This window comes from Pseudomonas sp. PMCC200344 (assembly GCF_030053095.1).
Lineage (GTDB): Bacteria > Pseudomonadota > Gammaproteobacteria > Pseudomonadales > Pseudomonadaceae > Aquipseudomonas > Aquipseudomonas svalbardensis.
Window position 1 is genome coordinate 3,405,037 of record NZ_CP125618.1, and the last position, 24,419, is coordinate 3,429,455.

The 24,419-nt window shown below is 59.8% G+C and carries 20 protein-coding genes; 8 read left to right on the forward strand and 12 right to left on the reverse strand.

Going from position 1 to position 24,419, the window contains the following annotated elements; genetic code table 11:
• Nucleotides 1–12: 12 nt before the first annotated feature.
• From QFW87_RS15435 to QFW87_RS15450, 4 genes are read left to right on the forward strand one after another with little or no spacing between them, the layout of a single operon-like run.
• Complete coding sequence (locus tag QFW87_RS15435; RefSeq protein WP_008153602.1) at nt 13–543, forward strand: iron transporter; 531 nt, start codon at nt 13–15, stop codon at nt 541–543.
• On the forward strand, nt 544–876 hold the full coding sequence (locus tag QFW87_RS15440) for a cupredoxin domain-containing protein (RefSeq protein ID WP_283188160.1): 333 nt from the start codon (nt 544–546) through the stop codon (nt 874–876).
• A gap of 22 nt (nt 877–898) precedes the next feature.
• Entirely contained in the window at nt 899–1,753 is an 855-nt protein-coding gene (locus QFW87_RS15445; protein ID WP_283188161.1) for an FTR1 family protein, read from the forward strand.
• Nucleotides 1,741–3,120: a 4Fe-4S binding protein gene (locus tag QFW87_RS15450; RefSeq protein ID WP_283188162.1), complete on the forward strand. Its 1,380-nt coding sequence runs from the start codon at nt 1,741–1,743 to the stop codon at nt 3,118–3,120. The genes QFW87_RS15445 and QFW87_RS15450 overlap by 13 nt, the downstream gene beginning before the upstream one ends.
• 30 nt (nt 3,121–3,150) lie before the next feature.
• On the opposite strand, the gene QFW87_RS15455 is transcribed toward QFW87_RS15450, so the two are convergent.
• From QFW87_RS15455 to QFW87_RS15470, 4 genes are all read right to left on the reverse strand, one after another.
• Nucleotides 3,151–4,770, reverse strand: coding sequence for a methyl-accepting chemotaxis protein (locus QFW87_RS15455; protein WP_283188163.1), 1,620 nt, complete (start codon nt 4,768–4,770; stop codon nt 3,151–3,153).
• A gap of 86 nt (nt 4,771–4,856) precedes the next feature.
• Entirely contained in the window at nt 4,857–5,552 is a 696-nt protein-coding gene (locus QFW87_RS15460; protein ID WP_283188164.1) for an anaerobic ribonucleoside-triphosphate reductase activating protein, read from the reverse strand.
• Nucleotides 5,549–5,716 carry an anaerobic ribonucleoside-triphosphate reductase gene (gene nrdD, locus QFW87_RS15465; RefSeq protein ID WP_283188165.1) on the reverse strand — a complete coding sequence of 56 codons (168 nt, stop codon included), beginning with the start codon at nt 5,714–5,716 and terminating at the stop codon, nt 5,549–5,551. Before nrdD ends, QFW87_RS15460 begins: the two co-directional genes overlap by 4 nt.
• 32 nt (nt 5,717–5,748) lie before the next feature.
• Nucleotides 5,749–7,764: a ribonucleoside triphosphate reductase gene (locus QFW87_RS15470; RefSeq protein ID WP_283188166.1), complete on the reverse strand. Its 2,016-nt coding sequence runs from the start codon at nt 7,762–7,764 to the stop codon at nt 5,749–5,751.
• A gap of 336 nt (nt 7,765–8,100) precedes the next feature.
• Here QFW87_RS15470 and QFW87_RS15475 point away from each other — a divergent pair.
• Nucleotides 8,101–9,281, forward strand: a protein-coding gene (locus QFW87_RS15475; protein ID WP_283180883.1) for an IS3 family transposase whose coding sequence is annotated in 2 segments (ribosomal slippage) — nt 8,101–8,356 and nt 8,356–9,281 — 1,182 coding nt in all. Because the reading frame shifts where the segments join, the coding sequence is not laid out codon by codon here.
• Nucleotides 9,282–9,409: 128 nt separating this feature from the next.
• On the opposite strand, the gene moaA is transcribed toward QFW87_RS15475, so the two are convergent.
• From moaA to QFW87_RS15515, 8 genes are all read right to left on the reverse strand, one after another.
• Nucleotides 9,410–10,402 (reverse strand): GTP 3',8-cyclase MoaA, encoded by a 993-nt coding sequence (gene moaA, locus QFW87_RS15480; RefSeq protein ID WP_283188167.1) that lies wholly within the window; start codon nt 10,400–10,402, stop codon nt 9,410–9,412.
• Between the two features lie 25 nt (nt 10,403–10,427).
• Entirely contained in the window at nt 10,428–11,387 is a 960-nt protein-coding gene (locus tag QFW87_RS15485) for a peptidylprolyl isomerase (RefSeq protein ID WP_283188168.1), read from the reverse strand.
• 10 nt (nt 11,388–11,397) lie between these two features.
• A complete protein-coding gene (gene narI, locus QFW87_RS15490) occupies nt 11,398–12,078 on the reverse strand; it encodes a respiratory nitrate reductase subunit gamma (RefSeq protein ID WP_128871529.1) in 681 nt (226 codons plus the stop codon).
• Complete coding sequence (gene narJ / locus QFW87_RS15495; protein WP_283188169.1) at nt 12,071–12,826, reverse strand: nitrate reductase molybdenum cofactor assembly chaperone; 756 nt, start codon at nt 12,824–12,826, stop codon at nt 12,071–12,073. Before narJ ends, narI begins: the two co-directional genes overlap by 8 nt.
• A gap of 2 nt (nt 12,827–12,828) precedes the next feature.
• Nucleotides 12,829–14,367, reverse strand: coding sequence for a nitrate reductase subunit beta (gene narH / locus QFW87_RS15500; RefSeq protein WP_123366640.1), 1,539 nt, complete (start codon nt 14,365–14,367; stop codon nt 12,829–12,831).
• A 1-nt stretch (nt 14,368) separates the two neighbouring features.
• Nucleotides 14,369–18,142, reverse strand: coding sequence for a nitrate reductase subunit alpha (locus tag QFW87_RS15505; protein ID WP_283188170.1), 3,774 nt, complete (start codon nt 18,140–18,142; stop codon nt 14,369–14,371).
• Nucleotides 18,143–18,212: 70 nt separating this feature from the next.
• Complete coding sequence (locus QFW87_RS15510; RefSeq protein WP_283188171.1) at nt 18,213–19,610, reverse strand: NarK family nitrate/nitrite MFS transporter; 1,398 nt, start codon at nt 19,608–19,610, stop codon at nt 18,213–18,215.
• Nucleotides 19,588–20,892 (reverse strand): nitrate/nitrite transporter, encoded by a 1,305-nt coding sequence (locus tag QFW87_RS15515; RefSeq protein ID WP_283184098.1) that lies wholly within the window; start codon nt 20,890–20,892, stop codon nt 19,588–19,590. Before QFW87_RS15515 ends, QFW87_RS15510 begins: the two co-directional genes overlap by 23 nt.
• Before the next feature lie 304 nt (nt 20,893–21,196).
• On the opposite strand from QFW87_RS15515, the gene QFW87_RS15520 reads away from it, so the two are divergent.
• The 3 genes from QFW87_RS15520 to QFW87_RS15530 all read left to right on the forward strand — a co-directional run bounded on the left by QFW87_RS15520 (nt 21,197) and on the right by QFW87_RS15530 (nt 24,404).
• The gene (locus QFW87_RS15520; protein WP_283188172.1) at nt 21,197–22,999 is read left to right on the forward strand and encodes a HAMP domain-containing protein; all 1,803 of its coding nucleotides are present in this window, start codon (nt 21,197–21,199) and stop codon (nt 22,997–22,999) included.
• Nucleotides 22,996–23,643, forward strand: coding sequence for a two-component system response regulator NarL (gene narL, locus QFW87_RS15525; RefSeq protein ID WP_283184096.1), 648 nt, complete (start codon nt 22,996–22,998; stop codon nt 23,641–23,643). The genes QFW87_RS15520 and narL overlap by 4 nt, the downstream gene beginning before the upstream one ends.
• Before the next feature lie 86 nt (nt 23,644–23,729).
• Complete coding sequence (locus tag QFW87_RS15530) at nt 23,730–24,404, forward strand: Crp/Fnr family transcriptional regulator (protein WP_283188173.1); 675 nt, start codon at nt 23,730–23,732, stop codon at nt 24,402–24,404.
• The last annotated feature ends 15 nt before the right edge of the window (nt 24,405–24,419 follow it).

Sequence of the window (24,419 nt, forward strand, 5' to 3'; positions counted from 1 at the left end):
CAGGAAGACATCATGCGTACGACCTTTTCGCTGTCCCTCGCCCTGCTCTTGCTCACACCGTTGGCTCAGGCCAAGGAATACCCGATCGGGGAACCTCAACTGTGTCCGGGGCTGGAAGTCGGGGCGGTGTATTTGCAGCCGATCGAGATGGCACCTGCCGGCATGATGCGGGCCACTGCAGATTCCGATGTGCATCTGGAAGCCGACATTCGTGCCACGGCGGACAATCGACAGGGCTTTCAGGAAGGCAGTTTCGTGCCTTACCTCAATGTCTCGTTCAACCTGAAAAAACAGGGCAACGAGAACGAACTCAAAGGCGATTTCCACGCCATGGTCGCCAATGACGGCCCGCACTATGGCGACAATGTAAAGCTGCTCGGTCCAGGCAAATATCAGCTGACCTTCACCGTCCTGCCACCCGGCGGTCATGGCTCCCTTGGCCGCCATACCGATAAGGAAACCGGTGTGGCTCCCTGGTTTGAACGCTGCGAATTGCACTACGAATTCATCTACGCCGGCATCGGTAAAAAAGGCGGCTATTGAATGAAGCGCCTGCAGATTGCCTGGCTGATGCTTGCCGGAGCAGTTGCGCCGTTCACGGCCTATGCCGAATTACCGAGCTATGAACTCAACCTGCGCGATGGTCACTTCACTCCGGCCCTGCTGGAGGTGCCGGCCGGACAGCGCTTCAAGATCATCCTGAAAAATATCGGTGAGGGGCCAGCCGAGTTCGAGAGCACACCGTTGCGGGTTGAAAAAGTACTGTCGCCGGGCGTGACGACTTTCGTGGTCATTCACCCGCTACGGCCCGGTCACTATCCCTTCTTCGACGAGTTCAATCCGCAATTGCCCGAGGGCGGCATCCTCGCGAAATAACCCGTTCCAACACGGAGTTTTCATGAATCAATCAATGTTTATCGTCTGGCGCGAAAGCGTCGAGGCGCTGCTGGTGATCGGCATCCTTCAGGCCTGGGTCAGCCAGCAGCATCAGGGCGATCGACTGGCGAAGTACTTGTGGGCAGGCGTCGTGCTGGGGTTGATGCTCTCGGGCCTGCTGGCGGTGTTGATTCTGTTTGCCGGTGAGGCCATGAGCGGCTCAGCCAGTGAATGGTTCCAGGCCGCACTCGCGCTGGTGGCCAGCCTGCTGATCGTGCAAATGGTCGGCTGGATGCACCGCCACGGGCGCACGCTCAAGCACGATTTGCAACGACACGCCGATAGCCACCTGGCCCGGCAAGGTGGCGCAGGTCTGTTACTGCTGGCCATGCTCGCCGTCAGCCGCGAAGGCAGTGAAACGGTGGTCTTTCTCTATGGCGCCGGTGCTCAGTTGCGAGGTCCGCAGCTCGGTTTGTTTGCCATCGGCGGCGCAATGGGACTGGTGCTGTCGGCGCTGACCATTGCCCTGCTGCACAGCAGTCGCCGGTTCATTTCGTGGCAGCGATTCTTTGCCATCAGTGAAGCTGTTTTGCTCGTACTCGGCGCGGCATTGCTGGTCAGCGGCACCGAGCGAATCGGCGGCCAATTACTCGCGATGGATTTACCGGAGGTGATGTACAGCCTCGTTGGTGATGCGCTTTGGGACAGCAGTTCCGTGCTCAGCGACAGCCATGGATTGGGCGGTTTTCTCGCGGGTTTTGCCGGTTATCGCGCGACACCCAGCGGCATGACGTTACTGGTGCTAGCCGGATATTGGCTGGCCGTCGGCGGTTGGCTGCGTCAACGGGCTGCGGAAAAAGTCCCATGCCTGAGCTGAGTCGCCACAATCGATGGCTGCAGCGCTTGGGCGACGGCATGCGTCGTCACGCGCCTGTCATTCGTGCCGTGCAATGGGCCGCTGTACTGTTCTATGCATTGCTGTTGGTGGTACCGGCAGCGTTGCCGCTGCCGGACAGCCAGGCACGGATGCTCGATAACCTGACCCTGTTGGCGCAGTTTTTGTTCTGGGGCATTTGGTGGCCGTTCGTGCTGCTGTCGATCGCGCTGTTCGGCCGACTCTGGTGTGGCGTTCTCTGTCCGGAAGGTTCACTCAGCGAATGGGCCAGCCATTACGGCAAAGGTTTGGGTGTACCGCGCTGGTTGCGCTGGGGCGGCTGGCCAACCCTGGCGTTCTGCCTGACGACCCTCTACGGCCAGTTGATCAGCGTCTACGACTACGCCCAGGCGGCACTGTTGATTCTGGGCGGCTCGACCGTCGCCGCGGTCGGCGTCGGGTTGCTGTTCGCCCGGGGCAAGCGCGTCTGGTGCCGTTACCTGTGCCCGGTCAGCGGCGTCTTCTCCCTGCTCGCCCGTCTGGCGCCCGTGCATTTCCAGGTAAACGAACAACGCTGGATGGAAAATGCCGCGCCGCGCCTGCCGCCGCCCAACTGCGCGCCCTTGCTCGATATCCGCCGTATGAAAGGCGCCAGTGACTGCCACGCCTGCGGACGCTGCAGCGGCCAACGCGGCGCTGTTCAGCTGATCGCCCGCTCCAGCAACCAAGAGATTCTTCACGCGACAGCGCAGACGCTTTCACCATGGGACGCGCGTCTGTTGCTGTTCGGTGTGATCGGCCTGGCCATGGGCGCCTTCCAGTGGACGGTCAGCCCTTGGTTCGTCGTCCTCAAACAAACCCTCGCCCAATGGCTGGTCGAGCACGACCAACTCTGGGCCCTGCAGGACAACGCCCCTTGGTGGCTGCTCACCCATTACCCGCAGCTCAACGACAGCTTCAGCTGGCTCGACGGTTTCAGCATCGTCGTTTATCTGAGTTTGAGCTCGATGGTGTTGGGCACGGCGTTGATGATCCTTCTGCGCCTGACGGCTCGACTGGCGCAAGATCCTGCACTGTATTGGCCCCTGGCGCTGACACTCACGCCCCTGGGTGGTGCCGGATTGTTTCTCGGGCTGTCGGCCACAACGGTGAAACTGCTGCGCTACGAAGGTCTGCTGCTGGAGTGGGTACAACCGGCCAGGGCCTGTCTGTTATTGGCCGCGATGGGTTGGAGTTTGCTGCTGGGTTGGAAACGTCTGAACCGCGAAGGTCTTTCCCTTGTGCGGCGCGTGTCTGGCCGCGCGTGCCTTTTGCTGGCAATCGGGTGGGTGGGGTTTGGCTGGTGGTTGCAATTCTGGGGCTGGGCTTGAGCACCGATACAACCACCAACCCCGAGAAACCTAGACCTTAAAACGTGCCACTGTCTGGTGCAGTGCCCCGGCCATCTGCGCCAAATCGTGACCTGCGGTGTGAGTATGTTGGGCCCCCAACAAAACCTGCTCGGACAAGTTGCGAATCCCCATCAGATTGCGATCCACCTCTCGCGCCACCAATGCCTGCTCCTCCGTGGCGCTGGCGATCATCATGTTGCGCTCGTTGATCTGTGAGATCGACCGGGTGATCTCATCCAATGCATCGCCCGACCGTTGCGCCACTTCCAGGGTGGCCCGAACCAGGTTGCTGCTGCTTTGCATGGCCGTCACCGCATGCCCGGTATCGAGGCGAATGTTGCCAATCATCTGCTCAATTTCCTGGGTGGACTCCTGAGTGCGATGCGCCAAGGCGCGCACTTCATCGGCGACCACGGCAAAACCGCGTCCGGCATCGCCGGCACGCGCCGCTTCAATGGCCGCGTTGAGGGCCAGCAAATTGGTCTGCTCGGCGATGCTGCGAATCACGTCCAGCACCTTGCTGATGTCCTGCACCCGGCCCGCCAGTTGCTCGATGCGCTGTGAGGTGTCGGTGACGCCATCGGCCAGTGCGCCGATTGAAACCACGGTTTCCTGAACCTGTTCACGCCCGCGCTGCGCGGTTTGCTCGGACTGCCGCGAGGCCTCGGAGGTGCTCACCGCATTGCGCGCCACTTCATCGACCGCCGCGGTCATCTGGTTCACAGCGGTGGCCGCCTGCTCGATCTCCAACCCCTGCAATTGAAGGTTACTGCTGGTCTGGCTGCTGACCGCACTCAGTTCTTCGGAGGAACTGGCCACCTGGTCCACCGAAGTCGCGATGTGCTTGACCATGGCATTCAGACTTTGCTGCATCTGATGCATGTTCATCATCACGCTGCCGCCGACACTTGAGTTCACGGGCACCTGAATCGTCAGGTCGCCTTGAGCGATCTGACTCAAAAACCGTGCGGCATCATCCGGCTCGCCGCCCAATGGACGGGTCACACTGCGCGTGACGATCACCGCCGCGGCAATGACCAGCGCCACGCAGAACACAAACAACCCGAGCATATTGCGCCGGGCATCGCTGTACAGTTCCTGCGCCGCCTGTTCTCGATCGGCGAATATTTTGCCTTGCAGCACCATCAACTGATCCAGCCTGCTATAAACCTCGCGTTCGGCCGGCACGACCTTTTGTTTCAGCTGTGCCATGGCGTCGTCGAAGGCACCTTGCCGGATCAACACCTGCACTTGAGTGAACGCCGCCACGTAGGCTTCGCGATTCTTCTTCAGCGCGGCATAAGCGGTTTTTCCCTCTGGCAAATAGAACAACGGCTCAAGCGTTTCGAGTGCCTGAGTGATCCGTTTCTTGGTGGCGTCGATTGACTGCTGCACCTGCTGATTGTCTTTATCGATCAGTAAATCCCGGGTGTTCCTGGCGTTATCACGCACGCCGGTGGCGATGACCATGATCGGATCGATCTTCGGCCAGTCCTGCTTGACGATTACTACCGCCTGCTCCTTGAGCGTTGCCAAATCGTGCAACGCGTAAAACGCCATGCCCATCAATGCCAGCGGCGCGATTGCAAAACCGATGACGATACGTTGTGCCGTACTTAATTTGGCCATATCAAATGCTCCCCGTTTGATAGCTGCCGATTGGCAGCGCATTTGAAAACCTAATGGTGGATCTCGCCGTTAAACCTCAGCCTCGGTTACCCCCGTAACACGAAGGCTGGAAACAACTCGCGCATGGCCTCCCACAGCTCAGGTAGCAAGGCTTGTGCCGAAACACTTGGCAACAGCGGATCGAACATCCGCTCGGTGCGAACCATCTGCACGGCGAAGCGTTTGACGCCGAGTTCGCTCAAGCGCTTGGCGAGGATCAGCAGACGCGCCGGCTCGAACAGATGCCAATGCACCGTGGTGCGACATTCGTAGTCGACACCGCTGGCCAGCAGATGCTCAAGGCTGCGCCAGTTAGCGGTTCCGCTGCCCTCGACCCGGGTGATCGCCTGGCAATCTTCGGGTAACGCCTTGACATCGAAACCGACCCAATCGGCCCCGGTCAGAGCCTTGGCGAACGCGGCGGGTTTGATGCCGGCGCTGTGCAAACCGATGCGAAATCCCATCGCCCGCACCTCATCCATGGCGCCGAGCAAACCGTCTTGCAAGGTGGGCTCGCCGCCACTGAACACCACGGCATCGAGCAGGTCCTGACGCCGTTGCAGAAACGCCAACACCCGGCGCCAATCCACTTCGTCTGTGCCACGAGGCGGGATCAACTGCGGGTTATGGCAGTAACGACAACGCCAGGCGCAACCCTGGCAAAACAACACGCAGGCGAGCTGTCCCGGATAGTCGATAGTGGTCAGGGGCACCATGCCCCCGACCCGAAGCGTTCGACTCATTGGCGCCCGGCCAGCGCCGCGCTTTCAGTGAAGTGCACCCGCTCGCGGTGCTCCGACTGTTTGCCCGGATTGAACGCCGACACAGGGCGGTGATAGCCCATTACCCGAGTCCAGACTTCGCAGCGTTGACGTTGAGCCAGGGGTAATGTTTGCGATGCATTCATGGTGAAGCTCCTTGCAGTTGAGTGGATCGAAATCAATGAACGGTGCCGAGTTTCTGTTCTTGCAGCAGCAGTGCTTCGTCGCACTTGGGGCAGAACTCATGCTCGCCATCGAGGTAGCCGTGCACCGGGCAGATGGAGAACGTCGGGGTCACGGTCAGGTACGGCAGGCGGAAGCGACCAAGGGCTTTGCGCACCAGTTGCTTGCAGGCCTCGGTCGAAGAAATTCGCTCGGCCATGTACAGGTGCAAGACCGTGCCGCCGGTGTATTTGCATTGCAGCTCGTCTTGAAGTTCCAGGGCTTCGAAGGGGTCTTCGGTGTAGCCCACGGGCAGTTGCGAGGAGTTGGTGTAATACGGCGCTTGCACGCTGCCGGCCTGGAGAATGTCGGGGTAGCGCTTGAGGTCTTCCTTGGCGAAGCGGTAGGTCGTGCCCTCGGCCGGCGTCGCTTCCAGGTTGTACATGTGGCCGGTTTCTTCCTGGAATCGCAGCAACGTGGCACGCACATGATCGAGCATCTTCAGGGCAAACTGCCGGCCGTGCTCAGTGTGCATGCCCTCCTCGTCGCCGGTGAAATTGCGCAGCATTTCATGCATGCCGTTGAGGCCGATGGTCGAGAAGTGGTTACGCAGGGTGCCGAGGTAGCGCTTGGTGTACGGGTACAAACCGGCATCCATGTGGTGCTGAATGACTTTGCGCTTGACCTCCAGACTTTCCATCGCCAGTTCCATCAGCGTGTCCAGGCGCTGCAGCAAACCGCTGGTATCACCCTTGAACACATAGCCCAACCGCGCGCAATTGATGGTGACGACGCCGAGAGATCCAGTCTGCTCTGCCGAGCCGAACAAGCCGCCGCCACGCTTGAGCAACTCGCGGACATCCAGCTGCAAACGGCAGCACATCGAGCGCACCTGATTGGGTTGCAGGTCCGAATTTAGAAAGTTCTGGAAGTACGGCAAGCCGTAACGCGCAGTCATCTCGAACAGGCGGTCGGCGTTTTCACTGTCCCACGGAAAGTCGTGGGTGATGTTGTAGGTCGGGATCGGAAAGGTGAACACCCGCCCTTTCGCATCGCCGGCCTGCATCACCTCGATGTAAGCGCGGTTGAGCAGCTCCATTTCGACTTGCAGGTCGCCATAGGCAAACGGCATTTCCTCACCGCCGATGACGGGTATCTGCTCCCGCAAATCCTGCGGGCACACCCAGTCGAAGGTCAGGTTGGTAAACGGCGTCTGGGTGCCCCAGCGCGAGGGCACGTTGAGGTTGTAGATGAACTCCTGGATCGCCTGGCGCACCTCTTGAAAACTCAGCTGATCCTTGCGCACATAGGGCGCCAGGTAGGTGTCGAACGAGCTGAACGCCTGGGCGCCGGCCCATTCGTTTTGCAGGGTGCCGAGGAAATTCACCATCTGCCCCAGGGCACTGCTCAAGTGCTTCGGCGGACCGGCTTCGACACGCCCCGGCACACCGTTGAGCCCTTCGTGCAACAGGGTGCGCAGCGACCAGCCAGCGCAGTAACCGGCCAGCATGTCCAGGTCGTGCACATGCAAATCCGCCTCGCGGTGAGCTTGGCCGATGGCCTCGCTGTACACCTCGTCCAGCCAGTAGTTGGCGGTCACCTTGCCCGACACGTTCAACACCAGACCGCCCAGGGAGTAACCCTGATTGGCGTTGGCCTGGACCCGCCAGTCTTCACGATTCAGGTATTCGTTCATCGAGGTTGCGACTTCGACCATGGTCCGCCGGTCGCGGCGCAAGCGCCCGTGCTGTTCGCGGTAGACGATGTAGGCCCGCATGGCGAGGAAAAAACCGGCGTCCATCAACACCCGTTCAACACGGTCCTGGATTTGCTCGACATGGAGTCTTGGCAATCCTTCGAGCCTGGCCAATACCGCGTGAAGCAAGCCTTCAACCTCAACCTCGCCGTACTCCCCCGTCGCCTTGCCGGCAGCGATCAATGCCTGACGGATTTTGTCGGCATCGAAGGCGACCTGACTGCCATCGCGTTTGTGCAAGCGGTTACATCCTACTGCGATCAGCGTGCTCTGCATTTGGCCTCCAGACACTACATATAGATGTTTAATTAATAATCAACACAACATGCGGTAAGGCTACGGACAAAGTGCTGATCTGCAATTGATCGATATCAAGATTTTCCGGCAAAAAAAAACGCCCGAAGACGGCAAAGGAAAACTGTTGGTAAGCCGGGGGGAAACACTCTGATCTGAAATCCACCCCTCACCCTAACCCTCCCGAAACGTCGGACCGCCCCAGAGGGGCGAGGGGACTGACCGAGTTGGTTTTAGAGTTACATCGACCTGAGTGCAGTGGTCTAATTTCCCCGGACACCCCGATAGGTGGAAAATGCACCTATTGAGGAGTTCTCCATGACCGACAAACGTAAAGTATTCGACGACAGCTTCAAGCTGGAAGTTGTAAAGATGATCAAGGACCAGGGCCTGAGTGTTTCACAGGTTTGTCGTGATCTTGATATTGGTGATACGGCCGTTCGACGCTGGGTACAACAGTATGAGGCCGAGAAGTTGGGACAAGCCGGGATCGGCAAGCCGTTGACCTCTGAGCAACAGCGTATTCGTCAGTTGGAGCAAGAAAACCGTCAACTCAAGATGGATAACGATGTATTAAAAAAAGCCACCGCCTTCTTTGCCCGCGAGCTGAAGTAACGTACCGCTTGGTTCGGCAGCTGCAACAGAAGGCTTATTCGGTGGCGTATGTGTGTCGTTTGTTGGGGGTTAGTCGATCCGGCTTCTACGAGGCCAACAAGCGCGCTGAGGCTCCTGCATCGATCTGCCCCGTTGCTCTGCAACTCAAGGCGTCGTTTGCTGAAAGTGGCGGCTGCTATGGCAGTCGCCCATTGCGTAAAGCGTTACGTGCAAAGGGTATGGAAGTAGGCATTTACAAGATTCGCCGCATGATGCGCGTCAACGGCCTGCGTTCGGCCTGGAAGCGTAAATTTGTGCACACCACCGACAGCAAACATGACCTGCCGATTGCTGAAAATGTATTGAACCGCCAATTTGAACCCGAGGCGGCGAACAAGGCCTGGGTAGCAGACATTACCTACATCCGAACCCGCAGTGGCTGGCTGTATCTGGCTGTGGTGCTGGACTTGTTCTCACGCAAGGTAGTGGGCTGGTCAATGGCGCCGAACATGCCCGCTGAACTGGTGTGCAGTGCAATGCAGCTGGCGGTTGCTCAACGTCAACCGCCACCCGGCTTGATCGCCCACTCGGATCGCGGCAGCCAGTACGCGAGTGCGAGCTACAGAGCGCTGCTGGCAAGAAGTGACATGCAGCAAAGCATGAGCCGTAAAGGTAACTGCTGGGATAACGCAGTGATGGAGCGCTTCTTCCTGAGCTTGAAAATGGAGCGGGTATGGCGACGTGATTACGCCAACCATGGCGAGGCGATACGCGACATCACTGAGTACATCGTTGGGTTTTACAACAACGAACGGCTGCACTCGAAACTGGGATATCTGCCACCGACAGTTTATGAACGGGCGATGGCATCAAAATCACCTATCGAGGTGTCCGGAATTAGTTGACCACGACAGAGAGCCCGAGTCGAACTCAGGCTCGAAAAGCATGAAGATCGGCCCCCTTTCCCCCTCTCCCCTATGGGGAGAGGGCTGGGGTGAGGGGTGGATTTCGGAACAAGCACAGACCACCCGAATCAACCGCCACTCATGTTCATGAATCGCACAATCTGTACCTCTCCGTCGGGGCTGAAATCGTGGCGCAGCGGCTTACCGCGCAAGGCCTTCTGAACCGCGCTGATCACGGGTTGATCATCCAGCGGATAACGCCGCAGCAATCCTCTTAAATCCAGGGCATCGTCCTGCCCCAGACACAGCAACAGCTTCCCTTCAACAGTCATCCGCACCCGATTACAGCTGCCACAAAAGTTGTGGCTGTTGGGCGAAATGAAACCAATGCGTGTCTCGGGATGGCGTTCCAGACGCACATAGCGCGCCGGTCCACCGCTGTTTTCGGTACTGTCGAGCAACCGATGCTGGCTGGCGATCAGCGTCCGTACTTCCTCGCTGGAACAAAACGACTCGCCCCGGGAACGACCGACGTCGCCCAAAGGCATTTCCTCGATAAAACTGATATCGATGCGCTGATCGATGGCGTATTGCACCAAGCCCAGGACTTCATCGAAGTTGCGCCCTTTCATCACCACGCAGTTGAGCTTGATCCGCTCGAACCCCGCGTCCCGCGCCGCTTCAATGCCGTTGAGCACCTGGTCGAGGTCGCCGTTACGAGTGATCGCCCGAAACTTCTGCCCGTCCAGGCTATCGAGGCTGATGTTCATCCGCTTGACCCCGGCATCGACCAACGGCCGGGCCAGACGGCCCAGTTGCGAGCCGTTGCTGGTCATCACCAGTTCGCGCAAACCGGGCAAGGCGGCGATGTTGCGGCACAGTCCGACAATGCCGGGACGGATCAGCGGCTCGCCGCCAGTCAGACGGATTTTGCGTACACCCAGGCCAACGAACAGTGTCGCCAAACGCTGCAATTCCTCCAGCGTGAGCACCTGCTGTCGCGGCAGGAACGTCATGTTTTTCGCCATGCAATACACACAGCGAAAATCACAGCGGTCCGTCACCGACATCCGTAGATAATCGATCTGCCGCCCAAAACCATCCTGCATCACAGCGTTCATCACTTCTCCCGGTTTGCCTCGATGCTCACTGCACCAGCGGTGAGTCGGCGCCCTGCAAGTGAATGCCGCGAACATCCGCTGCACCGATCAGGGTTTGCAGGTATTGCACCAGGGCTTTTTGCCAGACGCCTTGCTGCAATTGCGTGCGGATCGCCGTCGACACCACTTCATAGGGCAACGGCATGCCTTCGATTCGCTGATCGACACTGATCACATGCCAGCCGTAGCGACTTTCCAGCGGTTTGCTGGCCAGGCCCGGGGCCAGGGTGAACAGCTGACGCTCCAGCTCGGGCACGGTCTGGCCCTTGCTGATCTGCCCCAATGAACCACCCTGGGCCTTCGACGGGCAGGCCGAATATTTCACGGCCAGCTCGGCGAAACTGCCGGGGAATTCATCCAACTGCTGCAGCAGGACTTCGGCCTGACCATGCGCCAGTTCGCGGGCCTCGACATCGTCCGGCGCACACTCGAGCAGGATGTGCCGCACCGCCAGCAACGGCGCGCTGTGGAAGCGTCCGCGATTGTTTTCGTAGTAACGAAGGCTGGTTTCCTCGTCGCACTGCGGCACTTTCACCTCACGTTCGAGCAACAAGCGCGTGGCCGCCTCTTCTTGGTTCTCACCGGCACCGATCTCCAGCGACACACCGAGCTCGGTGATGCGCTGCTGCAACAACTCGCGGATCACCAGCGCCCGGGCGGCCAGGTAGACCGCCTCCTCACGGCTTTCGGCCGGGTGATATTGCAGCTCCTGGGCCATCGCTTCCGCGGTGATTAACACCTCGTTGACGCTGATGATCGGCCACTCCTGTTCACTGCTGGCGATCAACTGCGCCGGGGCGTCATCGGCCACTGCGGGCTCAACCGGCAGGGCTTCAAACTGCGCCTGTGCGACCGGCGCGATGTCGAGAACGACCTCCGCTTTTTTTGAAGAACCGCAGCCACCGCTGCCCCCGTTACCGCCACCACATCCACATCCACCTGACATGATTGTCTCCTCAGTATTTCTGACGAACGATTTGATAACGACGCCCCAGGTACCATATCGGTGCGCTGATCATGTGTACGAGACGGGTGAAGGGGAACAGCACAAACAGGGTCAAACCGAGAAACACATGCAACTTGTAGATCAGCCCGACCGGCGCGATGGCCGCCGCGGCTTCCACCGGACGCAACAGCACGGTGTTCTGCGCCCAATCGGCGAGCATCACCATTACCGAGCCGTCCATGTGCCCGGTGGACGCGACGATGGTCAGCAGACCGAGCAGCAATTGCGCCAGCAGCACCAGCAGAATCAGGATGTCCGAAGGACTGGAGGTGGCACGAACCCGAGGGTCGCTGAGCCGCCGGTTAACCAGCATCAGCAGGCCGATCAGGCACAGCAGGCCGAAGAACCCGCCCGAGACCATCGCCAGCAACTGCTTGTTCTCAGTGCTGATCACGTGGTGATAAATCGACGCTGGGGTCAGCAGGCCGACAAAGTGTCCGGCCAGCACGAACAACACACCGATGTGGAAGAAGTTGCTCGCCACGCGCATGCCGCGCTGATTGAGCATCTGGCTGGAGCCCGCCTTCCAGGTGTACTGCGAGAGATCGAAGCGCGCCCAACTGCCAATCAGGCAAATCGCCAAGGCCACGTAGGGATAGACCCCGAACAACAACAGGTTCCATTTAGACATTGCCTACCTCCTTGGCTGGCACGGCGGCCAACCCTTCATGCTGAAAATCCACCCAATGCAACGGCACCGCGCTTTCTTCCCGAGCCTTGCCCGGTGCGCTTGGCAGTCCACTGCAACGGTCCTGCTGTTCGGCCTGGAGAAAGTCCACGGCCTCCTCTTCCCAGATCTTGTCGAGGGCTTCGAGGGAGTCATCGCGAGGTTCCGCCGCGACCTGCGCCCGCAAGTCGGCAACCGCCTGATGCGGCTCGGCCCCGGCAATTTGCAGCAGCGCCCGGAAGCAGCTGGCATAGGCGCTTTCGCGCTCTTCCAGACGTGCCGCGAGCAAGGCCAACAAGTGCGAAACATCCGCCAGGCCCTCGCGGGCCTCGATGTCTTCGCGGGTGGACAGGAACTCCAGGTACAGCGGGATGTAATCGGGCAGCTCTTTGACGCCGATGGCAAAACCGGCTTCTTCGTATTGCGCCATCATGTCGACCATCGCCTGGCCACGGTCGCGGGATTCGCCGTGCACATGCTCGAACAACAGCAGCGACAGCGAGCGCCCCCGACCGAACAGCGCACCGTAGTGCTCCTGCCCGTCCATCAGGTCATTGGCGCAGATCAGCTCGAGCAATTCGAACAACGCACCGCGCTGCGTCGGGCTGATTTCCCGTGACTGGATGATCGCTTGCTCCAGTTCGTCGCGACCGCTAATGAGTGTCTCGGTCGGGTAATCGAGCAGCAGCGAAATCACTTTGAGAATTTGCATGCTCATTCCTCCCACAACTGGACGGTTTTCAGGATGTCGCGGCGGTTGGCTTTCTTGGCGCCGAACATGTTGGTGTCGGAACTGCCGCTGCAACCGCTGCCGAAACTGAAGCCGCACCCGGAACGCTCGGCGAAGGCATCGCTCATGGCGTCTTCACGGTGGGCACTCGGCACCACGAAACGGTCTTCGTAGTTGGCGATCGCCAGGTAGCGATACATCTCCTCGACCTGGGCCACGCTCAGGCCGACATCCGCCAGCACTTGCAGGTCCTGAACGCCGTCGACTTGCTCGGAACGTTTGTAGGCGCGCATCGCCAGCAAGCGTTTAAGCGCACGCTTGACCGGTTTTTCATCGCCCGCCGTCAGCAGGTTGGCCAGGTACTTCAGTGGAATGCGCAGGCTGTCGACATCCGGGATCACCCCGTTCATACCCACGGTGCCGGCAGTGGCGGCGTTCTGGATCGGCGACAGCGGCGGTACGTACCAAACCATCGGCAAGGTGCGGTATTCCGGGTGCAGCGGCAGTGCGAGTTTCCAGTCCACGGCCATTTTGTAGACCGGTGAACGTTGGGCTGAATCGATCACCGACTGCGGTACCCCGTCTTCCAGTGCCTGACGAATCACCGCCGGATCATTCGGATCGAGGAAGATCTCCAGTTGTTTCTCGTACAGGTCCTGCTCATTGGCGGTGCTCGCCACTTCGCTGATCCGGTCGGCGTCATACAGCAGCACACCGAGGTAACGGATACGCCCGACGCAGGTTTCCGCGCAAACAGTCGGCATCCCGGCTTCGATACGCGGGTAGCAGAAGATGCATTTCTCGGACTTGCCGCTCTTCCAGTTGAAATAGATCTTCTTGTACGGGCAGCCACTGATGCACATCCGCCAGCCACGGCATTTCTCCTGGTCAATCAGGACGATGCCGTCTTCTTCACGCTTGTAGATCGCCCCGCTCGGGCAAGCCGCTGCGCACGTCGGGTTGAGGCAGTGCTCGCACAGGCGCGGCAAATACATCATGAAGGTGTTTTCGTACTCGCCGTAAATGTCCGCCTGGATCTTGTCGAAGTTCTTGTCCTTGCGGCGCTTGGCGAATTCGGTGCCGAGGATTTCTTCCCAGTTCGGGCCCCACTCGATTTTCTCCATGCGCTTGCCGGAGATCAGCGAACGCGGGCGCGCGGTGGGTTGATGCTCGCCCAGCGGCGCGGTGTGCAGGTGCTGGTAATCGAAGTCGAACGGTTCGTAGTAGTCGTCGAGGCTCGGCAGGTCCGGGTTGGCGAAAATGTTCGCCAACACGCGGAATTTACCGCCGATGCGCGGGTTGATCGTGCCGTTGGCATTGCGGATCCAGCCGCCCTTCCACTTGTCCTGGTTTTCCCATTCTTTCGGGTAGCCGATCCCGGGTTTCGATTCGACGTTGTTGAACCACGCGTATTCCATGCCTTCGCGGCTGGTCCAGACGTTTTTGCAGGTGATCGAACAGGTGTGGCAACCGATGCATTTGTCCAGGTTCAGAACCATGCCGATTTGTGAGCGAATCTTCATCTCAGTTCTCCTCAATATCGGTCGGCAGGGGACGCGGCAGATCATCGCCACTTGAACCATCGAGCCAGTCGACTTTGGACATTTTGCGCACCACGACAAACTCATCGCGGTTGCAACCGACGGTGCCGTAATAGTTGAAACCGTACGCCTGCTGGGCATAGCCGCCGATCATGTGGGTCGGTTTGAGCACGACGCGGGTGACCGAGTTGTGGTGGCCGCCACGGGTCTTGGTGGTTTCCGAACCGGGCACGTTCACGATCCGTTCCTGGGCGTGGTACATCATCACCATGCCGTCCTTGACCCGTTGGCTGACCACCGCTCGGGCGGTCAGTGCACCGTTGATGTTGAAGCACTCGATCCAGTCGTTGTCCTCGATACCGGCGCTTTTCGCGTCGTTCTCCGAGAGCCAGACAATCGGCCCGCCACGGCTGAGGGTGAGCATCAGCAGGTTGTCGCTGTAGGTGCTGTGGATGCCCCACTTCTGGTGCGGGGTGATCCAGTTCAGGACGATTTCCTTGTGGCCGTTGCTGCGCTTGCCTTTCACCCCTTCGATGGTGCGAGTGTTGACGGGCGGGCGATAACTCATCAGTTGCTCGCCGAACGCCTGCATCCACGGGTGATCCTGGTAGAACTGCTGGCGACCGGTGATGGTGCGCCATGGGATCCCTTCGTGAACGTTGGTGTAGCCGGCGTTGTAGCTGACGTGATCGTCTTCGAGACCTGACCAGGTCGGGCTGGAAATGATCTTGCGCGGCTGTGCCTGAATGTCGCGGAACCGAATCGCCTCGTGGGCCTTGGACAGCGCCAGGTGACTGTGGTCGATACCGGTGAATTCCGACAGCGCTGCCCAGGCCTTGACGGCGACCTGGCCGTTGGTTTCCGGTGCCAGGGACAGAATCACTTCAGCGGCGTCGATGGCCGTGTCGATTTTCGGACGGCCGTGACTGATGCCGGCATCGCCTTCTTTGTGATTGAGTTCACCGAGGAATTTCACTTCGTCTTCGGTGTTCCAGTTGATGCCTTTGCCGCCGTTGCCGTGTTTCTCCAGCAATGGCCCGAGGGACGAGAACTGCTTGTAGATGTTCGGGTAGTCACGCTCCACCACATGCAGGTTCGGCGCGTTCTTGCCCGGCTCCGGTGCCACACCAGCGCTTTTCCAGTCGGTGCCGCCAAACGGTTGGGCCAGTTCGCCGACGCTGTCGTGCATCAACGGGATGGTCACCAGATCCTTTTCAACGCCCAGATGCCCTTCGGACATGCTGGAAAACGCCTTGGCGATGCCTTTGTAGATTTCCCAGTCGGAGCGCGATTCCCAAGCCGGGTCGATGGCGGCCGACAACGGGTGAATGAACGGGTGCATGTCCGAGGTGTTCATGTCGTCTTTTTCGTACCAGGTTGCGGTCGGCAACACGATGTCGGAATAGACGCAGGTCGAAGACATGCGGAAGTCCAGCGTAGTGACCAGATCGAGCTTGCCGATGGCGCCCTCGTCCACCCATTCGGCTTCTTCGGGTTTGCAGTCGCCGACCTGGCCGATGTCTTCGTTCATCACCCCGTTTTTGGTGCCCAGCAGGTACTTGAGCATGTACTCGTGACCCTTGCCCGAGGAGCCCAGCAAGTTGGAACGCCAGATGAACATGTTGCGCGGGAAGTTGACCGGGCTGTCCGGCTGTTCGCAGGAGAAGCGCAGCGAACCGTCCTGCAGCGACTTGACCACGTAGTCTTTCGGGTCCATGCCGGCCGCAGCCGCGTCGCGGCAAATGTGCAAAGGGTTAGTGTTGAGCTGCGGTGCGCTGGGCAACCAGCCGGCGCGTTCGGCGCGGATGTTGTAGTCCAGCGCATGCTCGGGGAATTGTGATTTATCGGCCAGCGGCGAGAGCACGTCGTGCATGCTCATCTTCTCGTGGCGCCATTGCGAACTGTGGGCGTAGAAGAAGCTGGTGCCGTTCATTTGGCGAGGCGGACGATTCCAGTCCAGGCCGAACGCCAGGGGCAGCCAGCCGCATTGCGGACGGAGTTTTTCCTGACCGACGTAATGCGCCCAACCGCCACCGGTCTGACCGACACACCCGCAGAGCATGAGCATGTTGATCAGCCCGCGGTAGTTCATGTCCATGTGGTACCAGTGGTTCATCGCCGCGCCGACGATGATCATCGAGCGGCCCTTGGTCTTGTCGGCGTTGTCGGCGAACTCACGGGCAATCTGGATGGCTTTCTCACGGCTGACGCCGGTGATCTGCTCCTGCCACGCCGGGGTGCCGGGCACCGAGGCGTCGTCGTAATCCTTGGCGACGTTTTCGCCACCGAGGCCGCGATCAATGGCCAGGTTGGCGGCCGACAGGTCGAACACAGTGGCGACTTTGGCCACGCTGCCGTCCGCCAGCACCACGTTATGCACTGGCACGCGGCGGTATTGCACGGCATCGCCGGCCACGTGCTGGAAGTGCTCGTGGGACTCGCCGGCAAAATACGGGAACGCCACTTCGGCGACGTCATCGCCGATCAGGCTCAGTTTCAGATCGATCTCACGGCCTTCGCCGCCTTCACGAGGCAGGATGTTCCACTTGCCCTTCTCGCCCCAGCGATAACCGATGGAACCCTGAGGGGACACCAGTTCGCCGCTGACATCGAGGGCGATGGTTTTCCATTCCGGGTTGTTTTCCTGGCCGAGGTTGTCGGTCAGGTCGCTGGCGCGCAGGAAGCGGTCCGGCTGGTAACCGGCGCCTGGTGCCTTGTCGACCATTTGCTTGAGCAGCACCAGCACCGGCAAATCGGTGAAGCGCTTGGCGTAGTCGGTGAAATAGGCGCTCGGTTTGTCCAGGTGGAATTCTTTGAAGATCACATGGTTGAACGCCTGGGCCAGCGCCGCATCGGTGCCTTGTTTAGGGTTCAGCCACAGGTCGGTGAGTTTGGCGACTTCCGAGTAGTCCGGGGTGATCGCGACTGTCTTGGTGCCCTTGTAACGGACTTCGGTAAAGAAGTGCGCGTCGGGGGTACGGGTCTGCGGGACGTTGGAGCCCCAGGCGATGATGTAGTTGGAGTTGTACCAGTCGGCCGATTCTGGCACGTCGGTTTGCTCGCCCCAGACCATCGGCGAGGCCGGTGGCAAGTCGCAGTACCAGTCGTAGAAACTCAGGCAGGCGCCGCCGATCAGCGACAGGTAACGCGAGCCTGCGGCATAGCTGACCATCGACATGGCTGGAATCGGCGAGAAACCGACGATCCGGTCAGGGCCGTACTGTTTGATCGTATAGACGTTGGCGGCAGCGATGATCTCGTTGACTTCCTCCCAGTTGGAGCGAATGAAGCCACCCATGCCGCGCTTGCTTTTATAGGAGTCGGCCTTGGCTTTGTCCTCGACGATGCTGGCCCAGGCTTCGACCGGCGCCATGGTTTGCCGCGCATCGCGCCAGAGCTTGAGCAACGGCTTGCGGATTTTCGGGTACTTGAGCCGGTTGGCGCTGTAGATGTACCAGCTGTAACTGGCACCACGCGGGCAGCCACGGGGCTCATGGTTCGGCAGATCGTTACGGGTACGCGGGTAGTCGGTCTGCTGGGTTTCCCAGGTGATCAGGCCGTTCTTGACGTAGATTTTCCACGAACAGGAGCCGGTGCAGTTCACCCCGTGGGTGGAACGCACGATCTTGTCGTACTGCCAGCGCGAACGGTAAACGTTCTCCCAGTCGCGAGACTCTTTGCGGGTCTCGCCATGACCGTCGGAAAACTCGTTTTGCTTGCGATTGAAAAACCGCAATTGATCCAGTAAATGACTCACGGTGTAGTCCTCTCAGGCTTTGTCGCGGAGTCTGTGCCCCGCCCACGCAATGGTTGGATTCGGGCTCGACTCAGCAGGGTGTCGCGGCGCCTTTGCGCGCGTACCACCACCAGGTCACCACGATGCAGCTCAGGTAAAAGCCGACGAACATGTAGAAGGCCATCTCCGGGCCGCCGGTCTGGGCCATCGAAGTGCCGAAGGATTTGGGAATGAAGAACGCACCGAAGGCGCCCATGGCCGAACTGAAGCCCAGGACGGCGGCTGACTCTTTGCCGGCATTCTTCAGCGCTTGTTCGCGCACGGCGGGTGGTTTTCCGGCCGAGGCCTTTTCGTGCTGGGTGCGGAAGATCACCGGAATCATGCGGAAGGTGGAGCCGTTGCCGATGCCAGTGGTAATGAACAGCAACATGAACATGCCGAGATAGCCGTAGAAGTTGCCGGGTAAACCGTTCTGCGGCAGGAAGTGCATGACGCCGAAGACCATCACGATCATCGCCACGAAGTTCCACAAGGTCACTTTCGCGCCGCCGAGCTTGTCCGCCAGCCAGCCGCCCAATGGACGCACCAGCGCACCCACCAACGGGCCGAGGAAGGCGAATTTCAAGGCGATGACATCAGGGAAAGAGGTTTTGATCAGCAGCGGAAACGCGGCGGAGAAACCGATGAACGAACCGAAAGTCGCCAGGTACAACCAGCACATCAGCCAGTTGTGTTTGCGTTTGAAGATGACCGCCTGCTCGCTGAACGAAGCGCGGGCACTGGACAGGTCATTCATGCCGAACCAGGCCAGCACCGTCACCAGGACAATGAATGGCACCCAGATGAAACCAGCGTTCTGCAGCCACAACTGACCACCGTCCGGCATTGCTTGCGGCGAGCCGCCCATGAAGCCGAACACACCGAAGGTAATCACCAGCGGCACACAGAACTGCATCACCGAGACGCCCAGGTTCCCCAGCCCGGCGTTGAGGCCAAGGGCTGTGCCCTGCTGCGACTTGGGATAGAAGAAACTGATGTTGGACATGCTCGAGGCAAAGTTGCCGCCACCAAAACCGCAGAGCAAGGCAATCAACACGAACACGCTGTAGGAGGTGCTCGGGTCCTGCACGGCGAAGCCCATCCAGATCGAGGGCAACAACAGTGACGCGGTGCTCAGGGCCGTCCAGCGACGGCCACCGAAGATCGGCACCATAAAGGAATAGAAGACGCGCAAGGTCGCCCCGGACAGCCCCGGCAACGCCGCTAGCCAGAACAGCTGGTCAGTGGTGAAGGCGAAACCGATGGCGTTCAGACGCACGATCACCGTGCTCCAGACCATCCACACCGCAAAGGCCAGCAGCAGCGCAGGAATGGAAATCCACAAGTTGCGCGTGGCGGTCTGTTTGCCGCTACGTCCCCAGAATGCTGGGTCCTCGGGGCGCCAGTCATGAATGACCGGGCCTTTGTCAGGCTTTTGCAGAACGGACATGTTCTTCTCCTAGGGCAATGCTGGAAATCGGGGACGGGGTCAGCAGCGGCGCTTTACCCAGCACCGCGCTTTTGCGTATTTCGCTGAAGTACATCCAGGTGAGGGAGACCCAGACCACGCCGTACATCAACATGAAGCAGGAAGAGCGCACGCCGGTGAGGTCCACCAGGGCGCCGAACAAGATCGGCAGCACGAAACCGCCCAGGCCACCGGCGAGGCCGACGATGCCGGACACCGCGCCCATGTTTTTCGGGTAGTCGTTGGCGATGTATTTGAAGACCGAGGCCTTGCCGAAAGCGAAGGCGATGCCCATGACGAACAGCAGCACGGTGAACAGCGCGGGATTGAGGCCGATGTGGAAATCCACCGGACCGTTGACCGTTTGCACTTGCAGTTGGGTCTGGGGATACGAGAGCAGGAACAGGCAGACCCAGCTAACCCACAACACCCACCAGGTCACGCTTTGCGCACCCCAGCGATCCGACATCCAGCCGCCGACCGCACGCAGCACGCCACCGGGCAGGGAAAAACAGGCCGCCAACAGCGCCGCGCTTTGCAGGCTGAAACCGTATTCCTGCACGTAGTACTTGGTCATCCACAGCGCGAGGGCGACATAACCTCCGAAGACGATCGAGTAGTACTGGCAGTAGCGCCACACCGCCGGGTCCTTCAGCGAGCTCAATTGCTCACGCAAGGTGGCGCCGGTGGCACTGCGGTGGTCCTTGTTTTCGGCGCTGAAGAACCAGAACAACAGCGCCGTAATAAAGAGGATCGCGCTGAAGACTTTCGGCACCAACTGCCAGCTGCCGGCAGCGATCAGCGCCGGGGCGAGAAATTTGGTCACCGCAGCCCCGGCGTTACCGGCGCCGAAGATGCCCATCGCAAAGCCCTGATTCTCCTTGTCGAACCATTTGGCGACGTAGGCAATCCCGACCGAGAACGAGCCGCCGGCCAGGCCGACGAACAAGCCCAGCACCAGGAACTGCCAGTAGGCGGTTGCGTGACTGATCAGGTACAGCGGCGCCACGCAGGCCAGCATCAACAGGAAGAACACGCTGCGCCCGCCAAAGCGGTCGGTCAGCAGACCCAGCGGCAACCGCACCAGCGAGCCGGTCAGCACCGGGGTCGCGGCCAACAGGCCGAACTGGGTTTCGTTGAGCTGGAGAAGGTCCTTGATCGGCACCCCGAGCACGGCAAACATCATCCAGACCATGAAACAGACAGTGAAGGCCAGTGTGCTCATGCCCAGCACCAAGCCTTGTCGTACATGCGGTTGGTTCACAATGCTCTCCAGTCAGTTAGCCATGGCGGCAGACTAGAGAGGCCAACCCCGCAAAAACTTGATCCATGTCAACGAAGCCCTAGGGGGCATAGGCCTATGCTTGTGCGGTCTACCTCTAAGGAGGTAGTACAGGAAAACCCTAAAACCGGCGGTTTATCAGCGTCTTAAGGTTTTCCACCAAGGTTTTTGCTGACAAGGATCAGTCGACAACTCTTTAGAGGTAGCGCGCCCGGGATCGGCGGCAAAACCCCATCCTGGAACTGCACATGCTCTGTTTTCCTGATTTCTTCCGGGACCTGCGCTAATGATCCGCTGGTTGCGCAGCTCCCTGCCCGCTCGCGCCGGGCTGGCGGTGATCCTGATCGCCGTGCTCGCCCTCGCCAGTTCGTTGAGCGCCGGACTGATCGCCTGGTTCAGCCAAGGCGATGCGGCCGCCATCAACACTGCAGGCTCGGTGCGCATGGAGACTTACCACCTGAGCTGGAAACTGGCGGCAGGTGCAACCGGCGAAGAAATCATCGCCATCAGCGACAGCCTGCAAACCCGCCTCAACAGCCAGTCACTCAAGGCAGTGCTGGAAGATGGCCCGACCACCGCGCTGCAAATCAGCTACGGGCAAATTCAGCAACACTGGAACGAGGATTTGCGCCCGGCACTGGAGCGCGGCGATGCCGCCTATTTTCAGGTCCAGGCCCTGCCCTTCGTTGAACAACTGAACCAGTTCGTCAACCTGTTGCAGCGCCAAAGCGAACAAAAGCAAGGCTGGCAACAGGTGATCCAGGGCCTGGCCTTGTTCACCACCCTGTTCGTCCTGCTGATTGGACTCTACGAATTGCAGTACGGGGTCGTCATGCCCTTGAAAGAGTTGGTGGACGCCACCCAGCGCTTTCGTCGCGGCGATTTCAAGGTGCGGGTCAACCATCAATCCCAGGACGAACTGGGCCAGTTGGCCATGAGTTTCAACGCCATGGCCGAGACGATCGAAGACTCGCATCGCACCCTTGAGAGTCAGGTCCAGCAAAAAACCCTGAACCTGCAACAAGCCAATGCCGCCCTCGAGTTGCTGTACCAAAGCAGTCGAAGCCTGGCCACACGCCTGGCCAATGCCGAAGGCCTGGATGAGTTGATCCGGCGTTTCCAGCAACGCTTGCCCGGCTTACGCCTGTCGCTGTGCCTGCAAGGACAAATGCAGGCACCGGCCCAGCAGTTGCTCGCCCTCCACGGCGCGAACATCCGGGAAGTCTGCGCCAGCAGCGACTGCGCCACGTGCCAGAAGCACCATAAAGCCAGTCCACAAACGTTCAGCATCAGCAATCAGGGCAGTGAACTGGGCGAACTCAAGGCGCATTTTGTCGACGGACATCCGACCCAAGCCTGGGAAACCCAACTGATCCAGGCCCTGGCCAACCTGATCGGCACCTCGCTGTCGCTCAAGCGTCAACGGGAACAGGATCATCGCCTGCTGTTGCTCGACGAACGCACGATCATTGCTCGCGAGTTGCATGACTCACTGGCCCAGGCCCTGTCCTACATGAAGCTGCAAGTCAGCCGCCTGCAAACCCTGATGCGTCGTGGCGAAACGGTCGAAACCCTGGAAAACGTCACCGCCGAACTGCGCGAAGGGCTGAACAATGCCTACCGCCAGTTACGCGAGTTGCTGACCACCTTTCGCTTGCAGATTCACGATGCGGGACTGGTGCAAGAGCTCAAGGACACCGCCGAGGAGTTTTCCCGCCGCGGGGAATTTCAGGTGCACCTGCACGTCGACGCGCTGGCCTTTCAGTTATCGGCCAGCGAGCAAATCCACATCTTGCAGATCACTCGCGAGGCGCTCTCCAATTGTTTGCGCCACGCCCATGCGCAGAACGCCTGGCTGCAACTGCGTCAGGACGGTGAAACCGTCAGGCTCATCGTCGAAGACGACGGGCGTGGCTTCAGCGGCAACGTCGACCAACGCGAACACCACGGCCTGAAAATCATGGATGAGCGGGCCCGCAGCTTGCGCGGTCAACTCGAAATAGTCTCCAGGGCGCCGCAAGGCACCCGCGTCCAACTGGAATTCCAACCGGAGTTTCTCGGGCAGCAAACAGAAGGTAGCGTCACATGAACCCGTCCCTGCAACACACCATCCTGTTGGTCGACGACCATCCGATGATGCGTCACGGCATCCGCCAGATGCTCGAACTCGAAGATGATTTCCTGATCGTCGGTGAAGCCAACAACGGCGAAGAAGCACTCAGTCTGATCGAGCCGCTGCAACCGGATCTGGTGTTGCTCGATAACAACATGCCGCAGATGAATGGCATTGAAACCCTGCGCCAATTACGGGCGATGCACTACACCGGCAAGGTGCTGCTGTTCACGGTCTCGGATGCCGAAGACGATATTCGCGACGCATTGCGTCTGGATGCCGACGGCTATCTGCTCAAGGACATGGAACCCGAACTGCTGATTCAGTACATCCGCAATGCCTTGAACGGCGAATTGGTGATCAGCCCGGGGCTGACCCAAGTCATGGCCCAGGCGCTGCGCTCACCGCAGCGCCAGACCGTGGTGGAACTGACCGAGCGTGAACGTCAGGTGCTGAAAACCATCGCCAGCGGCTTCAGCAACAAAGTCATCGGGCACAAGCTGGGCATCACCGAAGGCACGGTCAAGGTTCATGTGAAAAACCTGCTGCACAAACTCGGTTTGCGCTCACGGGTCGAGGCGGCGGTGTGGGCCATGGAGCATCTGCGCAATGCGGGCTGAGGGGCGTGCCTCTTTGGAGGTAGGCCGGCAGAGGCATAGGTCATCCGGCCGGCGCTCTCTACTATGAGCGTCAGCGGAGGTACGCCATGCTGACCCACCCTTCCATCGTTTTAACGTTGCGTCGTCATCATCTGTTCAGCCAACTGCCGGAGAAAATCTTCGAGGAAGTCTGCGGCCTGGCGATGCTCAAGCGCCTGAGTTGCCACAGCACGCTCATGCACCAAGGCGATCCGGCCAAGCGTTTTTTCCTGCTGGTCAGCGGCCAGATCAAGTTGTACCGGCTTACCGGCGAAGGTCAGGAAAACCTGGTGGAGATCATTCAGCCCGGCCAGACGTTTGCCGAAGCCTTGCTGTTCAGCCAGGCCCGTCTTTACCCGGTGAGCGCCACGGCGCTGAAGGACAGCGTGCTGGTGAGTATCGAGGGCAGCCATTACCGCAACGCCCTGGAAGACCAGCCGAAAGTCTGCCTGGCGATCCTGGCGAGCATGAGCGTGCACCTGCATCTGCGTCTGCGCGACATCGACACCTTGACCATGGCCAGTGCGAGCCGGCGGGTGATCAATTTCCTGTTCCAGGAACGCAACCCGGTCAGCGGTTTGATTGTCTTGCAGGTGTCCAAACGCCTGGTGGCCTCGAAGCTGGGCATCCAGCCGGAAACCTTTTCGCGGATCTTGCACCGCCTGGTGGACAGCGGCCTGATCGCGATGGAACGCCGCAGTATCAGTATCCTCGCCGAAGAGGATCTCGCGGCGTTCCAATAGACGGAATTGACCGCA

Bases quoted from the DNA above. Each gene is read 5' to 3' on its own strand.
- QFW87_RS15435 (WP_008153602.1), top strand. From the start codon at position 13: ATGCGTACGACCTTTTCGCTGTCCCTCGCCCTGCTCTTGCTCACACCG.
- QFW87_RS15440 (WP_283188160.1), top strand. From the start codon at position 544: ATGAAGCGCCTGCAGATTGCCTGGCTGATGCTTGCCGGAGCAGTTGCG.
- QFW87_RS15445 (WP_283188161.1), top strand. From the start codon at position 899: ATGAATCAATCAATGTTTATCGTCTGGCGCGAAAGCGTCGAGGCGCTG.
- QFW87_RS15450 (WP_283188162.1), top strand. From the start codon at position 1,741: ATGCCTGAGCTGAGTCGCCACAATCGATGGCTGCAGCGCTTGGGCGAC.
- QFW87_RS15455 (WP_283188163.1), bottom strand. From the start codon at position 4,770: ATGGCCAAATTAAGTACGGCACAACGTATCGTCATCGGTTTTGCAATC.
- QFW87_RS15460 (WP_283188164.1), bottom strand. From the start codon at position 5,552: ATGAGTCGAACGCTTCGGGTCGGGGGCATGGTGCCCCTGACCACTATC.
- nrdD (WP_283188165.1), bottom strand. From the start codon at position 5,716: ATGAATGCATCGCAAACATTACCCCTGGCTCAACGTCAACGCTGCGAA.
- QFW87_RS15470 (WP_283188166.1), bottom strand. From the start codon at position 7,764: ATGCAGAGCACGCTGATCGCAGTAGGATGTAACCGCTTGCACAAACGC.
- moaA (WP_283188167.1), bottom strand. From the start codon at position 10,402: ATGAACGCTGTGATGCAGGATGGTTTTGGGCGGCAGATCGATTATCTA.
- QFW87_RS15485 (WP_283188168.1), bottom strand. From the start codon at position 11,387: ATGTCAGGTGGATGTGGATGTGGTGGCGGTAACGGGGGCAGCGGTGGC.
- narI (WP_128871529.1), bottom strand. From the start codon at position 12,078: ATGTCTAAATGGAACCTGTTGTTGTTCGGGGTCTATCCCTACGTGGCC.
- narJ (WP_283188169.1), bottom strand. From the start codon at position 12,826: ATGCAAATTCTCAAAGTGATTTCGCTGCTGCTCGATTACCCGACCGAG.
- narH (WP_123366640.1), bottom strand. From the start codon at position 14,367: ATGAAGATTCGCTCACAAATCGGCATGGTTCTGAACCTGGACAAATGC.
- QFW87_RS15510 (WP_283188171.1), bottom strand. From the start codon at position 19,610: ATGTCCGTTCTGCAAAAGCCTGACAAAGGCCCGGTCATTCATGACTGG.
- QFW87_RS15520 (WP_283188172.1), top strand. From the start codon at position 21,197: ATGATCCGCTGGTTGCGCAGCTCCCTGCCCGCTCGCGCCGGGCTGGCG.
- narL (WP_283184096.1), top strand. From the start codon at position 22,996: ATGAACCCGTCCCTGCAACACACCATCCTGTTGGTCGACGACCATCCG.
- QFW87_RS15530 (WP_283188173.1), top strand. From the start codon at position 23,730: ATGCTGACCCACCCTTCCATCGTTTTAACGTTGCGTCGTCATCATCTG.